Origin of the sequence: Streptomyces sp. NPDC059010, assembly GCF_042740355.1 — a bacterium.
Classification (GTDB): Bacteria; Actinomycetota; Actinomycetes; order Streptomycetales; family Streptomycetaceae; genus Streptomyces.
The window spans coordinates 6,073-19,145 of sequence record NZ_JBHYJA010000007.1; the positions used below are offsets into that span (position 1 = coordinate 6,073).

Genomic DNA, 13,073 nt, shown 5'->3' on the forward strand with positions numbered 1-13,073 from the left:
CCCACCCGCGCCCGAGCGGGGCGCGGAGCGATAGTTCGCGCGGGCGCCGCTCGCCTCACTCCCCCCCCCCCCCCCGCCCCTCCGCGGGGGCGCACCTCTTCCGCTGTGGGCGCGGACGGTTTCGAACCGCCGACATCCTGCTTGTAAGGCAGGCGCTCTACCCCTGAGCTACGCACCCGAGAACGAGTCGACAGCCTACCTTGCCAGGGGCCATGTCCCGCAAACCCGTATCCCGGGCTGTCCGGGCTGTCCGGGATGCCGGGAAGTCCGGGGATCACCTCGGGGATCACCTCGGGGATCACCTGGGGTTATCCCCACCATGGATCCGGGAGCAGCCCGGATCCCCCGGGGGGCCCGGCGTCCGTACGGTCGAGGGATCGTGCAGGAAGTCGTTGAAGTCCCGGGCCACCGAGGTCGGCCTCAGGGGAAGTCTCAGGGGGAGATCGTCATGGCCCGTACCGTTCCCGCTCGCGCCGCCGCCGTCGCCGCGGTCGTCGTGATGCTCGTCGCCGGTGTCGCCGCCTGCGGGGCCGACGCCGGGGACGACAAGGAGCCCGACCACCGGTCCTTCCCGCTGGAGGGACGGACACTCACCGTGGACTCCGACGACTCGGCGCTGGAGATCGTCGCCGCCGACGGGAACAAGGCCGGGACGGTGGCGGTCACCCGGTGGTTCGAGGGGTCCGTCGCGATCGGCTCGGATCCCAAGGTGACCTGGGAGATGAAGGACGACCGGCTGGTGCTGCGGGAGAAGTGCTCCGGCATGATCACCAACTGCTCGGCCAAGCACCGTATCGAGGTGCCGCGCGGCGTCACCGTGCAGGTCGAGGACGGGGACGGCAGCGTGCGGGCCCAGGGGTTCAAGGATCCGCTCAGCATTCGTACGGGGGACGGCTCCGTGCGGGTCACCGACTCCAGCGGTCCGCTGGACCTGAAGACCGGCGACGGCTCCATGCATGTCTCCGACGTCTCCTCGCGCCGGGTGAAGGCGCAGACCGGTGACGGCTCGGTCCGGCTCGAACTCGGCGCCGTGCCGGACCTGGTGGAGACCCGCAGCGGCGACGGCTCGGTGACGATCGAGGTGCCGCGGGCCACGTACCGGGTGACGACCGAGACCGGCGACGGCTCGGTGGACGTGTCGGTGCCCAAGGACGACACCAGCGCCCATGTGGTGTCCGCGCAGAGCGGAGACGGGCAAATCACGGTGCGAACCGCGAACTAACGGTGCGAACCGCGAACTAATCGGCCCGTGTGTTCGTCCTAAACCGGTGGGAGAATGACACCGGGAAGGGTGAATGACAGCACGGGAGAGGGATGTGACGGCGACACCTCCGCAGCCGAACTCGCCGTCAGTACCGGGCGTGCAGGGACATCGGACGCGCTCAGGGGTCCAGCAGCCCGAGCGTTCCGCCGCCCGGTCCCGGCCTCGGTCGCAGTCCCGGTCCCGGTCCCGCCACGCTCTCCGTGACACCCTCGCCCTGATCGCCGTCCCCCTCGTCGCCGCCCTGGCCCTGCCCGCCGTGCTCCCCGCCGCCTTCGCCGGTGGTGGTACCCGGCGCTGGTTCGGGGGGCGGGCCGAGAGCCAGCGGGCCGAGGCGCAGGCCGCGAAGGACGCGGCGGCGGCCGCGTTCTACGAGCTGGACACCGCCCAGCGGGATCTGCGGATCTCGATCGAGACGATCGCGGCCGTCGACGACTCCCCCGCCGCCCGCCGGGCGATCACCGACTTCGAGGCGCTCGGACGGCGTATCGACGAGGCCAGCGGCCAGTACATCCAGGCCGTCGACGCCCACGACCTCGACCGTGACGACCTGGAGGCCTCGGCCGCCGCCCGCGCCCGTACGGAACTGGCGAGGGCCAAGGACGGCCTCGACACCATGAGGCGCGAGCTGGACCGGTTCGCCGACGGGCTCGGGCCGCTGCTCGGCAAGGCGGAGACCCAGCTGGCCCGTCTCGCCCCGGCCGTGGAGCGCGCCCGCCAAGGGCTGCTCGCCGCCTCGAACGCCCTGGACGCCGTACGAGGGTCGGGGCTGACGGCCGACGACCTCGCGGCGCGGCTGGCGGCCCTGGCGCCCGAGCTGACCAAGCTCAACCAGGGCGCCGGGCAGCATGGCGTCCCGCAGACGCTGGAGCGTGCCGAGCGGGTCGCGCGGGAGGCGGAAGCGGTCCGGGTGGAGGCCGAGCGGCTGCCGGAGCGGGCGGCCGAGATCGACCACCGGCTGGTCTCGCTGCGGACGCGCGCCCAGGCGCTCACCACCCGTGCCGGGCAGGTCGAGCCGGTGCTGAGCGAGCTGCGGCGGCGGTTCACGGCGGCCTGCTGGCAGGACCTGCAGGGCGTCCCGGACGGTGCCGCGGAGCACGTACGGCAGGCCGAGCTGAAGCTGAAGGAGGCCCAGGCCGCGCGCGACGAGCAGCGCTGGCCGGACGCCACCGCGCTGCTGTCGACGGTCCGGGCGCTGCTGAACAGCACGGACGAGTCGGTGTCGGCGGCCGGTGACCGGCTGCGGCGGCTGAACGCCGTGCAGAAGGATCCCCAGCAGGAGATCGACCGGACCCGTTTCGCGATCCGGGACGCCCAGCGGCTGGCCATGGCGGGGCGCAACACCCCCGACCCGCGGCACGCCCGCCCGCTGGACGACTCCGTCGGCCGGCTGGAGCGGGCGATCGGCACGCTGGAGGGCCGCCATCCGGACTACTGGCACTTCCTGACCGAGACGGAAGCGGTACGGCACACGGTGGCCGAGGTCGTCTCACAGATCCGTGAGGAGCGCGGCGGCGGGCACTGACGGAGCTAACCTGTGCGCATGCCTCGCTACGAGTACCGCTGCCGCAGTTGCGGCGACACGTTTGAACTGAGCCGGCCGATGGCGGAGTCGTCCGACCCGGCGAGCTGCCCGGCCGGGCATGACGACACGGTCAAGCTCCTGTCGACGGTGGCCGTGGGCGGCACGGTGTCGGCCCCGGCCCCCACGCCCAGGGCCAGTGGCGGGGGCGGGGGCGGCTGCTGCGGCGGAGGCTGCTGCGGCTGACGGACAGCAGCCGAGACGCCCTGCGGGGCGCGGGGAACTGCGCGATCAACCACACACCGCCCGCAGCCGCCCGGCGGCCGATCAGCCCGAGCTCTTGGGCGCGACAGCCTTCAAGAACTCCCGCAAGATCCGCTCCCCCGCCAGCACCCCCCGCTCCGGCAGCGCACTGACCGCCGGGGCCGTCCAGTCGTCGTCCGCCAGCTCGCCGTGGCCCGGGCGCCAGCCCCTGTCGGCGGCCAGCAGCAGGTCGGCGTCCAGCAGGGAGTCGCCCGCGGCCAGCGTCAGGTCCGCGCCGGTGCGCCGGGCGACCTCGTGCATGGCGGCGCTCTTGGTGAGCGGCTTGGGGACGGCGTAGATCTTGCGGCCCTGGAGCGACACCGTCCAGCCCCGGTTCTCCGCCCACACCGCGAGTTCCTTCACCCACTCCTCGGGCAGCAGCTCACGCTCCACCACCAGGTAGGCGAAGAGGTCCTCGGCGATGCGGTGCTTGCGTACCCACGCCGGGGACGCCGTCGCCATCAGGTGGTCCTGGACCTCCGCCAGCGGCGCACACTGCTCGGCCAGCCGCGCCGCGACCCGCGCGCTCCAGTCGGGGTCGGAGACGCCGTCGACCAGCAGATGGCCGCCGTTGGCGCAGATCGCGTACTTCGGCGCGGGGCCCGGCAGGTTGATGCGCTGGTACTGCTTACGGGTCCGGGTCGTCGTCGGCACGAAGACCGCCGCGTCGCCGAGGTCGGTCAGCAGCTGGGCCGCCGTCTCGGTCATGTACGACAGCGGCTTGCTCTCGTGCACCTCCACGCACAGCAGCCTGGGCGCCCGCGGGTCCGGCATGGTCAGCGCGAGGGCCGCGGCGGAGTAGATCAGCGTACGGTCGAGGTCGCTCGCCACCAGCACCGGCATCAGACGTTCACCGCCCGGCCGTCGGCGCCCGTCGCGCCCCGCGTGTACTTGGGGTGGATCAACCCCACGCAGGTGTACGGCAGTTCGGCCACCTCTTCCACCGGAACCCCTCTCTGTTCGGCCAGCAGTCGTACATGGTCCAGGTCGGCGCCCGCCCCGGCCCGCGCCAGGATCTTCCAGGGCACCCGGCGCAGCAGCACCCGCGTGGTCTCGCCGACGCCCGGCTTGACGAGGTTCACGTCGTGGATGCCGTACTCCTCGCTGATGCGCTCGACGGCGGCCCAGCCCTCCCAGGTCGGCTCGCGGTCGCCGGACAGCAGTTCCTTGGCCGTCGCGTCGACGGCGTCCACGACCTCCGGGAAGCGTGCGGAGACGGCGTCCAGGAAGGCCACGGAGACATCGGCGCCGGCGAGTTCGCGGTAGAACTTGGCGCCGTGGTAGTCGTGCGGGCCGACCAGGTCGGCGCGCAGGACCGTGCGGGAGATCAGGCCGGAGACCGTGGAGTTGAGGCACGCGGACGGGATCAGGTAGTCGTCGCGGGTGCCGTACGTCCGTACGCAGGAGCCCGGGTCGGCCAGTACGGCGATCTCCGGGTCGAAGCCGGTGATGCCGTCGGACGCCTCGAACTCCCCTATCGCCGCGGTCAGTTCGCGGGTGATGGCGCCCTTGCCGGTCCAGCCGTCGACGAAGACGACGTCACGCGGGTCGTGGTGGGCGGCGAGATAGCGCAGCGCGTTGGCGTCGATGCCGCGGCCGCGCACGATGGACACGGCGTAGTGCGGCAGTTCGAGCCCGTGCCGGAACTGCGCCCAGCGGCGCATCAGTACGCCCACGGGGGTGCCCGCGCGGGCGAGCGAGACCAGCACCGGCCGGGGCGAGCGTTCGGCGAGCACGATCTCCGTGACCGCGCCGGCCGCCTGCGCGAGGCGCGCCGCCGACTCCGCGAGTGCCGCCTGGAACAGCTCCTGGTACTGCTCGCTCGGCTGGTACTCCACCGGCAGCGACTCCGCGTAGTGCGCGCCGCCGCTCTGGATGGCCTCCTCGCGCTCCTCGGTGGGGGCCTCCAGCGTCACGTCCGAGAGGTCCTGCAGCAGCCAGCCGACCTCCTCGGGGGCGTACGAGGAGAAGGCGGGGCCGCGGAGGGGCTCGGGCAGCATGGAGGGCCTTTCGGGGATGGCCAGGGGGCCGGGGACGTACGACGGCACGACCGCCAGCAGAACGTGCGGGGCGTGCGCGGCGAGCTGCGCCAGCAGGCCCTCGGGGGCGTGCAGTTCGGGGGTGTCGGCGGTCGAGTCGACGACGGCTATGACGGCGTCGAAGCCGGCGCCGGCGACGTTGTAGGCGTAGCGCTCGCCGGGGCCGTCGGCCGGGTCGTCGTGGGCCGGGAAGACGAGGCGGGTGCGTATCGCGTAGCCGGGGTCGTCGACCGCGAGGACGGGTGAGCGGGTGGTGGTGGAGTAGCGGACCTCGACACCTTCCGCGCTCTGCTCCAGCTCGCGGGCGAGGCGGAGGGGGGCGTACATCAGCTCTTCGAAGCCGAGTACATGCACGCGCCGGGCGCTCTCGGGCAGCGCCTCGGCGAGCCGCGCGGCCATGGCGGGCAGGGCGTTCTCCAGCCGTGCCCGGTGCGCGGGGGTGAAGCCGTGACGGCCGCCGTCGGGGAGGCCCTGGGGCCAGAACAGGTCTACGCGGGTGACGTGGGGGGCGGTTGGTTCGTCGTCCGGGTGCGGGCCGGTGGGGGCTGGTCGCGCAGTTCCCCGCGCCCCTAGGGGGTGGTCGTGCACGTCGGCCTCGATGCTCTCCGTCGCCTCCTCGGACGAGGGCGCTGCAACGCCCTGCTTCAGGGGCGCGGGGAACTGCGCGACCAGCCCTGACGGCGCCGCAGACGACACACGACCCCTCGCGGCACTTTCCGCCTCATACCGCGCCACCAACGCCTGCCCCTTCTCCAACACCCCCTCCGGCAGCCGCACCGTCCCCGAAGCAGCAGCCACCAGATCCACCCGCGCACCGATCTCCCGCGCGAACTCCTCCAGCCGCCCGGCATCCGCAGCCGACCGCATGTCCACCAGCGCGACCACCACATACCGCCGCCGCGGATACCGCTCATGGAGATCCCGGATCGTGTTCAGCACCGTGTTCCCCGTGGAGAACTCGTCGTCGACCAGGACCAGCGGCCCGTCTCCCACCAGCAGCGCCGGATCCTCCGGCAGCAGCAGATGCGACGTCGCGTGCGAGTGGGACTCCTCGAAGCCGCCCGCGCGGGCGACCCCGGCGACGGGACGGCGCGTGGAGTGCAGATACGGGGCGAGGCCGATGCCGTCGGCGACGGAGTGGCCGAGCCCGGTCGCCGTCTCCGCGTAGCCGAGGACGACCGCCCTGGCGGCCTCGTCGGCGCCCAGGAGCTCCCGCACGCGCCGGCCGAGGGCGAACCCGGCGCCGTACACCACGGACGGTGACTGCGGTACGTGCTTGCCGAGCACGTTGGAGACCAGCAGATGCGCCCGCTTGGGGTTGCGGCGCAGGGCGAGCCCCAGCATCTCCGTGAGCTCGTCGTCGCCCACGAGCCGGACCCCGAGCCGCTCGGCGACCCAGCTGCCGGACCAGACCCCGTCGTTCACTGCGTTGTTCATGCGTCCCTTGGATATAGAGGCCGTGCGGCCGGTTCAGGCCGGGATTCCGGCGGCGAGCAGTTCCACGAAGCCGATGTCCTCGTTGGCCACGCCGAACACCTCGGCCCGCAGCAGGGTCCGCTCGGCCCAGGCGCGGTGCGGCTTCACCTCATTCATCTTGTTCGTGTACTGCGACCGAAGTACACCCCCGCCGCCGCGCTCCGGCCGCAGGATGTCCTGGGCGTCACTGAACTCCTCGTGGCTGACCACGGACAGTGCGTGCACCGGCAGCACATGGGAGGGGTGGATGCAGGTCTTGCCGAGCAGGCCGTTGGCGTGGTCCATCGTGATCTCGCGCAGCAGGCCGTCCATGGCGTGCTCGATGAGGGCCTCGCGCAGCTCCTCGGCCTGGCCCTCCAGGAAGGGGCTGCGGCGCAGCTGCGGCTTGAACATACGTTCCTGCACGCGGAAGTACTCCCACACCGGTCCGGTCACCGTGAACCCGGTGCCGTCGGCTCTGCCCAGCATGTTCACCACGTCGGCGATGACGGAGGCGACGATCTGGACGTCGTACGCGGTCATGTCCGGGGCGCGGCGCAGCCCGTAGGACGAGCAGAAGTCGGTGACGCCGAGGCGCAGTGCCAGCACCCTGTCGCGGTACTTGTCGACGGCGCGGAAGATGCCCTCCAGGGTCTCCACCCGCGACTCCCGGTAGAGCAGCTGGGGCGACTCCAGCACCGGCATGGCGAACAGCCGCCGCCCGCTGTGCGCCTCGGAGCTCGCCAGGGCCTCCAGGAAGGGCATGCCGCGCTCTTCGGTGAACTTGGGCAGTACGAATCCGGACAGCAGCCGTACGGCGGGCCCGAGGCGCCGTACGAGGTCGGGGATCTGCTCGGGCGTGCGGACCCGGATGAAGAGCAGCGGCAGGTCCGCGGCGCCCTCCCGGTTCCGCTCCGCGAGGTCGGTGAACTGCCGGACGAGGTTCTCCTCGCCCTGCGCCACGTCCTCGTCGCCGATCGAGTCCTCCAGGCACAGCACCATCGAGACCACGCCGCGTCCGGTCTGTTTCACGATGTCGTCGGCGAGCCGCGGCCGCGTGGCCGGACTGTAGAGCGTGGCGCCCAGGGCCACGGAGAGCAGCCGGGCCGGGGAGTCGGCGCTGAACGCGCACGGCTCCTGATGGAAGAGGCGCTGCCGCACCTCCGGGGCGATGTGCCCGAAATGACGCATAGAGCTCCCCCGTGGTGACTCATTGTCACCTGTGACCTGTTCACAGGTGGCCGGTAATAGTACGTAGATACCCATGTCAGGGGTTCCCGCAGGGCATGAATTTCTGGTAACGCGGACGCACACAGGCGCGCACGGTCCGTCGCACCCCCGCGTTGTCGTGAGCAGGACGGAGAAGGCAGGATGACCGTATGACGCACGCGATGTTGAAGGGGTCGAACGTCCCGCTCGAAGCCACGACGGTACGCGCCGTACTGCGCTGGACGCCCGGGCAGGGGGTCCCGGATGTCGATGCCTCGGCTCTGCTCCTCGGCCCCGACGGTCGGGTGCGCTCCGACGAGGACTTCGTCTTCTACAACCAGCCCCGGCACCCCTCCGGGAAGGTCTGGCGGCTCGGCAAGAAGCGGGGCGCCGAGGGCCTCACCGACACCATCCAGACAGATCTGGCCGGTGTCGAGCCCGGCGTCGGCCAGATTCTTCTGGTCGCTTCGGCGGACGGCGTCGCCTTCGACCGCGTACGGGACCTGCGCATCATGCTGTACGACGCGACGGCCGCCGACGGCGATCCGCTGGCCTACTTCGACATCAAGCCCGAGACGGGCCAGGAGACCGCCCTGATCTGCGGTGAGCTCTACCGCCGCGGCGAGCGCTGGAAGTTCCGCGCCCTCGGCGAGGGCTACTCGGACGGCCTCCGGGGCCTGGCCACGGACTTCGGCATCTCGGTGGACGAGTCGGAGGCGGCGGCGGAGCCGGCGGCAGCTCAGCCGGCACCGGTGCCGGAGCTCTCCCAGCCCCTCCCACCGGAACAGCCGACGACGACGGTCCCGCCCCAGCCGGACTACGGCTACCCGCAGCAGCCCCCGCCGACGCAGCCCGCGTACGGCTACCCCCAGCCGACGAGCCAGCCGGCCATGGCCAACGCGGGCTACGGCTACCCGCCCCCGGTGACAGCCGTACAGCACGAGGAATTCCGCCTGCCGCCCCAAGGGCCGCAGTTCATCGGACGGTGACGGAAGCGCCCCTTCGGGGGCGCGGGGCTGTGTCGATCTGCGGCTCCGCCGCGCGGGTGCGGTCAACCACCGGCCAGGACCCGGCGTCAGCGCTCCGCCTTCGTCTTGTATCCGCGCCCCCACTGCAGACCCCACCCGAACAGCCGGTCCAGTTCGGCCTGGAAGCCGTAGACGAACTTCACCTCACGCCGGACCCAGAGTTCGCCCTTGACGTTCTCGATCATCACCACCGCGCAGGACCGGGCCTGCGGATGCCGTTCGTCGAGGCCTATCTCGATCCGCGGCCCGTTGCTCGGATACAGCGTGACGATCGCATGGGTGCGGTCGAACGCCGGCGTCTGGTCATAGATGTACACAAAGACCAGCAGCCGCTTGATGTTCTCCCGATGATCAAGGTTGACGTACATCGTCTCGCCGGACGCCGACCCGAACCGGTCGTCCCCGCTGAGCTTCACGTACGGCGGTGCGTTGACGTCCCCGAGGAACCCGCCCAGCGGCTGGACGACGCCCTTCGTCCCGTCGGTCAGTTCGTACAGCGCCCCGAGGTCGAGGTCGACGTTGACCATGCTCTGGCTGTGCCCGAGCACCTCCGGCGGCTTGAGCGCCTTGAACGGATGCCGCAGCAGGCTCTCCCGCTGCGGGCCCCCGATGTCGGACGTGCGCATCCGCCAGGTCAGGTTGATCCGGAGATGCCCGGTCGCCGCCCCCTGTTTGGTGAGCGAGACCCGGTCGTGCCGCTTCGTCAGCTCGATCGAGTTCGATGACGCGCTGCCCGAGTCGAACTCGACCGCCCGGCCACGCCAGAGTCCGTCCAAGAAGCCCATTCCGCCCCCACGTCCCACGAAAGAACCGCAGTCACCACGAAAGATCCGCAGTCACTCGGAAAAACCGGCGGGGCGGCCGGAGGCCCGGCCGCCCCGCACAGAGCGTTCCTCACACACAGGGGTGTCACACCCCGGACGACACCTCAGTCTTCTCGTCCGAGGTCTCCGCTTTTCCCTCCGCCGCCGCGAGCGCGCGGTTGCGGCGGACCGAGGACCAGAAGGACCAGCCGATCAGGACCACACCGACCATGCCGGTGATGATCTCGTTGATCTCGTACTGGATGGTGACGAGCAGGATCATGGCGAGCGCGCCGATCGCGTAGTGCGCGCCGTGCTCCAGGTAGACGTAGTCGTCGAGGGTGCCCTGGCGGACCAGGTACACGGTCAGCGAACGGACGTACATCGCGCCGATACCGAGGCCCAGCGCCATCAGGACGATGTCGTTGGTGATGGCGAAGGCGCCGATCACACCGTCGAAGGAGAAGGACGCGTCCAGCACCTCAAGGTAGAGGAACATGAAGAACGCGGCCTTGCCGGCCATGGCGACCGCCGTGCGGGGCTTGCCGCTGCGCTCGGCCTCTTCCTCCGCCTCGTGCTCGCGCTCCTCCTCCTCTTCGAGCTTGTCCTCGAAGTAGCCGGAGAGTCCGCCCACGATCATGTACGTGATCAGACCGGCGATACCGGAGAGGAGGACCGTCTCCGCCTTGTCGACGTGCGCGCCGCCGTGCTGGTGGGCGTTGGCCGCGAAGGTCATGGCCGAGATCAGCAGGACGATCAGCGCGATGCAGACCGACAGCATGTCGACCTTGCCGAGCTTGGCCAGCGGGCGCTCCAGCCAGGCGAGCCACTTGATGTCGCGGTCCTCGAAGATGAAGTCCAGGAAGATCATCAGCAGGAACATGCCACCGAACGCGGCGATCGCCGGGTGGGCGTCGGTGACGAGCTCCTGGTAGCGGTCCTGGTCGTTGAGGGCGAGGTTGACCGCCTCGATCGGCCCGAGCTGGGCGCTGATCGCGACGATGACGACGGGGAAGACCAGTCGCATACCGAAGACGGCGATCAGGATGCCGACGGTGAGGAAGATCTTCTGCCAGAAGGCATTCATCTTCTTCAGGATCCCGGCGTTGACCACCGCGTTGTCGAACGACAGCGAGATCTCAAGGACGGAGAGGATCGCCACGATACCGAAGGCGGTCCACCCCCCGAAGAGGACCGCTGCAACCAGGCCGAGCGCGGTGACCGCGAACGACCAGCCGAAGGTTTTCAGAACCACTGGCTACCCAATCCTGTGTGTACGGGGCTCCCGCGCGCCGCACTCGGCTTTACGAACTTTTGAAGCCGAAGTCTAGTCGGCCCCCCTCCCCACCCCACGGGGGCCCGACTTTTGCTCATATCGCTTTATGAGACGTTGACTCCGAAGTCGAGTGCGATGCCCCGGAGGCCGGACGCGTACCCCTGCCCGACCGCCCGGAACTTCCACTCTGCCTGGTAGCGGTAGACCTCGCCGAAGATCATGGCGGTCTCGGTGGAGGCGTCCTCGCTGAGGTCGTAGCGGGCGAGTTCCTGGCCGTCGGCCTGGTTGACCACGCGGATGAAGGCGTTACTGACCTGGCCGAAGGTCTGGCCGCGCTCATCGGCCATATGGATGGAGACGGGGAAGACGATCTTGTCGCAGTTGGCCGGCACCTTGGAGAGGTCGACCAGGAGCGACTCGTCGTCGCCGTCGCCCTCACCGGTGAGGTTGTCCCCGGTGTGCTCCACGGAGCCGTCCGGGCTCTTGAGCTGGTTGTAGAAGACGAACCACTCATCGCCCAGAACCCGCCCGCCGTTGCACATCAGGGCGCTGGCGTCGAGGTCGAAGGGGGCTCCGGTGGTGGAGCGCGCGTCCCAGCCGAGCCCGACCATCACCTGAGTGAGGTTCGGCGCGGCCTTGGACAGGGAGACGTTTCCTCCCTTGGCGAGCGTGACGCCCATGATGCTGGTCCTCCCCTGGTGATCCTTCTTTGGTTGTCCATGCGCATCCGGCGCCGCACCCAAACGGTACGGCGCCGGACTCGGTCGGTGGCGTCCTGGATTCCTACGCCGGGGTTGTCGAACTCTGTCGAACTCAGACGTTGACTCCGAAGTCCTGCGCGATGCCGCGCAGGCCCGAGGCGTAGCCCTGGCCGATGGCGCGGAACTTCCACTCCGCGCCGTGCCGGTACAGCTCGCCGAAGACCATCGCGGTCTCGGTGGACGCGTCCTCGCTGAGGTCGTAGCGCGCGATCTCGGCGCCGCCGGCCTGGTTCACGACGCGGATGAACGCGTTGCGCACCTGGCCGAAGGACTGCTGACGGTTCTCGGCGTCGTAGATCGACACCGGGAAGACGATCTTCTCGACGTCGGCCGGGACGCCCGCGAGGTTGACCTTGATCTGCTCGTCGTCGCCCTCGCCCTCACCGGTGAGGTTGTCACCGGTGTGCTCGACGGAGCCGTCGGAGCTCTTGAGGTTGTTGAAGAAGACGAAGTTGGCGTCGCTGGCGACCTTGCCCGCGTTGTTCAGCAGCAGCGCGCTGGCGTCGAGGTCGAAGTCGGTGCCGGTCGTGGTGCGGACGTCCCACCCCAGACCGACGATGACCGCAGTGAGGCCCGGGGCCTCCTTGCTCAGTGATACGTTGCCGCCCTTGCTGAGGCTGACTCCCACGAGTCCTCCATTGGTGTCCAGGGGCGGGGAGCCCCGCCGTGCGTTTGATATCGGATCAACGAGTCGATCCTAGTGACGGGTTCCCGTGGCACGCAGGCCTTGATGCCGAAGAATCACAGGTGTCGTCACCAGCGGGATCAGAGGGTGTCGAGCGCCTTGACGTACTCGCTCAGGTCGCGCGCGTCCGGCAGGGCGTTGACGACGGTCCAGCGGACCACGCCGTCCTTGTCGATGACGAAGGTGCCGCGCACCGCGCAGCCCTTGTCCTCGGCGAAGACACCGTAGGCACGGCTGACCTCGCCGTGCGGCCAGAAGTCGCTGAGCAGCGGATACTCAAGGCCCTCCTGCTCGGCGAAGACACGCAGGGTGTGGATGGAGTCGTTGGAGACGGCGAGCACCTGCGTGTCGCGGTCGGAGAACTGCGGCAGGTTGTCGCGCACCTCGCACAGCTCGCCGGTGCACACGCCGGTGAAGGCGAAGGGGTAGAAGAGCAGGACGACGTTCTTGGAACCACGGAAGCCGGAGAGCTTCACGGTCGCACCGTGGTTGTCCTTGAGCTCGAAGTCGGGGGCCTTTTCGCCGACCTGGATCGCCATCGCGTGGATGTCCCTTCGGTGGGGCTGTTCGGGTGGGTTCCACCCTATGCAGCGACCGCCGGGGCCCGTGCAGGAGGCCGGGGGGGGGGGGGGGGCGCCCCCCCCCCCCCCCCCCCCCCCCCCCCCCGGTGTGTTGGTGGGTGGGGGGAGGGGGGGCTGCCCGCGAGCCGCGCGCACCGAGGCGCCGGAGAT

12 protein-coding genes and 1 tRNA gene are annotated in these 13,073 nt (G+C 70.4%); 4 read left to right on the top strand and 9 right to left on the bottom strand.

Annotation, left to right across the window (positions count from 1 at the left end):
- Positions 1-106 precede the first annotated feature (106 nt).
- A tRNA-Val gene (locus ACFWYS_RS08830) sits at positions 107-178 on the bottom strand.
- 270 nt (positions 179-448) lie between these two features.
- Here ACFWYS_RS08830 and ACFWYS_RS08835 point away from each other — a divergent pair.
- The 3 genes from ACFWYS_RS08835 to ACFWYS_RS08845 all read left to right on the top strand — a co-directional run bounded on the left by ACFWYS_RS08835 (position 449) and on the right by ACFWYS_RS08845 (position 3,029).
- Complete coding sequence (locus tag ACFWYS_RS08835) at positions 449-1,222, top strand: DUF4097 family beta strand repeat-containing protein (protein WP_384765124.1); 774 nt, start codon at positions 449-451, stop codon at positions 1,220-1,222.
- Between the two features lie 94 nt (positions 1,223-1,316).
- Positions 1,317-2,786, top strand: coding sequence for a hypothetical protein (locus ACFWYS_RS08840; RefSeq protein ID WP_384765125.1), 1,470 nt, complete (start codon positions 1,317-1,319; stop codon positions 2,784-2,786).
- A gap of 18 nt (positions 2,787-2,804) precedes the next feature.
- Positions 2,805-3,029 carry a zinc ribbon domain-containing protein gene (locus ACFWYS_RS08845; RefSeq protein ID WP_384765127.1) on the top strand — a complete coding sequence of 75 codons (225 nt, stop codon included), beginning with the start codon at positions 2,805-2,807 and terminating at the stop codon, positions 3,027-3,029.
- A gap of 81 nt (positions 3,030-3,110) precedes the next feature.
- Here the strand turns inward: ACFWYS_RS08845 and ACFWYS_RS08850 are convergent, their stop codons facing one another.
- The 3 genes from ACFWYS_RS08850 to ACFWYS_RS08860 are packed head-to-tail and all read right to left on the bottom strand — an operon-like array spanning position 3,111 to position 7,771.
- Positions 3,111-3,929 (bottom strand): HAD family hydrolase, encoded by an 819-nt coding sequence (locus tag ACFWYS_RS08850; protein ID WP_384765129.1) that lies wholly within the window; start codon positions 3,927-3,929, stop codon positions 3,111-3,113.
- Positions 3,929-6,562, bottom strand: a complete 2,634-nt coding sequence (locus ACFWYS_RS08855; RefSeq protein WP_384765131.1) for a phosphoribosyltransferase — start codon at positions 6,560-6,562, stop codon at positions 3,929-3,931. Before ACFWYS_RS08855 ends, ACFWYS_RS08850 begins: the two co-directional genes overlap by 1 nt.
- Before the next feature lie 33 nt (positions 6,563-6,595).
- On the bottom strand, positions 6,596-7,771 hold the full coding sequence (locus ACFWYS_RS08860; protein ID WP_384765133.1) for an HpcH/HpaI aldolase/citrate lyase family protein: 1,176 nt from the start codon (positions 7,769-7,771) through the stop codon (positions 6,596-6,598).
- Between the two features lie 188 nt (positions 7,772-7,959).
- Here ACFWYS_RS08860 and ACFWYS_RS08865 point away from each other — a divergent pair, with 188 nt between their 5' ends.
- Positions 7,960-8,778 (top strand): TerD family protein, encoded by an 819-nt coding sequence (locus ACFWYS_RS08865; RefSeq protein ID WP_384765134.1) that lies wholly within the window; start codon positions 7,960-7,962, stop codon positions 8,776-8,778.
- Between the two features lie 86 nt (positions 8,779-8,864).
- Here the strand turns inward: ACFWYS_RS08865 and ACFWYS_RS08870 are convergent, their stop codons facing one another.
- From ACFWYS_RS08870 to ACFWYS_RS08890, 5 genes are all read right to left on the bottom strand, one after another.
- Positions 8,865-9,602 carry a Tellurium resistance gene (locus ACFWYS_RS08870; protein WP_384765136.1) on the bottom strand — a complete coding sequence of 246 codons (738 nt, stop codon included), beginning with the start codon at positions 9,600-9,602 and terminating at the stop codon, positions 8,865-8,867.
- Between the two features lie 124 nt (positions 9,603-9,726).
- Positions 9,727-10,875, bottom strand: coding sequence for a DUF475 domain-containing protein (locus ACFWYS_RS08875; RefSeq protein ID WP_384765138.1), 1,149 nt, complete (start codon positions 10,873-10,875; stop codon positions 9,727-9,729).
- A gap of 125 nt (positions 10,876-11,000) precedes the next feature.
- Positions 11,001-11,576 (bottom strand): TerD family protein, encoded by a 576-nt coding sequence (locus ACFWYS_RS08880; RefSeq protein WP_384765139.1) that lies wholly within the window; start codon positions 11,574-11,576, stop codon positions 11,001-11,003.
- Positions 11,577-11,709: 133 nt separating this feature from the next.
- Positions 11,710-12,285, bottom strand: coding sequence for a TerD family protein (locus tag ACFWYS_RS08885; protein ID WP_384765141.1), 576 nt, complete (start codon positions 12,283-12,285; stop codon positions 11,710-11,712).
- A gap of 137 nt (positions 12,286-12,422) precedes the next feature.
- Entirely contained in the window at positions 12,423-12,881 is a 459-nt protein-coding gene (locus ACFWYS_RS08890) for a peroxiredoxin (RefSeq protein WP_384765143.1), read from the bottom strand.
- Positions 12,882-13,073 lie beyond the last annotated feature (192 nt).

Excerpts from the sequence above, each read along its gene's own strand:
- ACFWYS_RS08865 (WP_384765134.1), top strand. The coding sequence starts at position 7,960 with ATGACGCACGCGATGTTGAAGGGGTCGAACGTCCCGCTCGAAGCCACG.
- ACFWYS_RS08880 (WP_384765139.1), bottom strand. The coding sequence starts at position 11,576 with ATGGGCGTCACGCTCGCCAAGGGAGGAAACGTCTCCCTGTCCAAGGCC.
- ACFWYS_RS08870 (WP_384765136.1), bottom strand. The coding sequence starts at position 9,602 with ATGGGCTTCTTGGACGGACTCTGGCGTGGCCGGGCGGTCGAGTTCGAC.
- ACFWYS_RS08855 (WP_384765131.1), bottom strand. The coding sequence starts at position 6,562 with ATGAACAACGCAGTGAACGACGGGGTCTGGTCCGGCAGCTGGGTCGCC.
- ACFWYS_RS08845 (WP_384765127.1), top strand. The coding sequence starts at position 2,805 with ATGCCTCGCTACGAGTACCGCTGCCGCAGTTGCGGCGACACGTTTGAA.
- ACFWYS_RS08850 (WP_384765129.1), bottom strand. The coding sequence starts at position 3,929 with ATGCCGGTGCTGGTGGCGAGCGACCTCGACCGTACGCTGATCTACTCC.
- ACFWYS_RS08860 (WP_384765133.1), bottom strand. The coding sequence starts at position 7,771 with ATGCGTCATTTCGGGCACATCGCCCCGGAGGTGCGGCAGCGCCTCTTC.
- ACFWYS_RS08835 (WP_384765124.1), top strand. The coding sequence starts at position 449 with ATGGCCCGTACCGTTCCCGCTCGCGCCGCCGCCGTCGCCGCGGTCGTC.
- ACFWYS_RS08890 (WP_384765143.1), bottom strand. The coding sequence starts at position 12,881 with ATGGCGATCCAGGTCGGCGAAAAGGCCCCCGACTTCGAGCTCAAGGAC.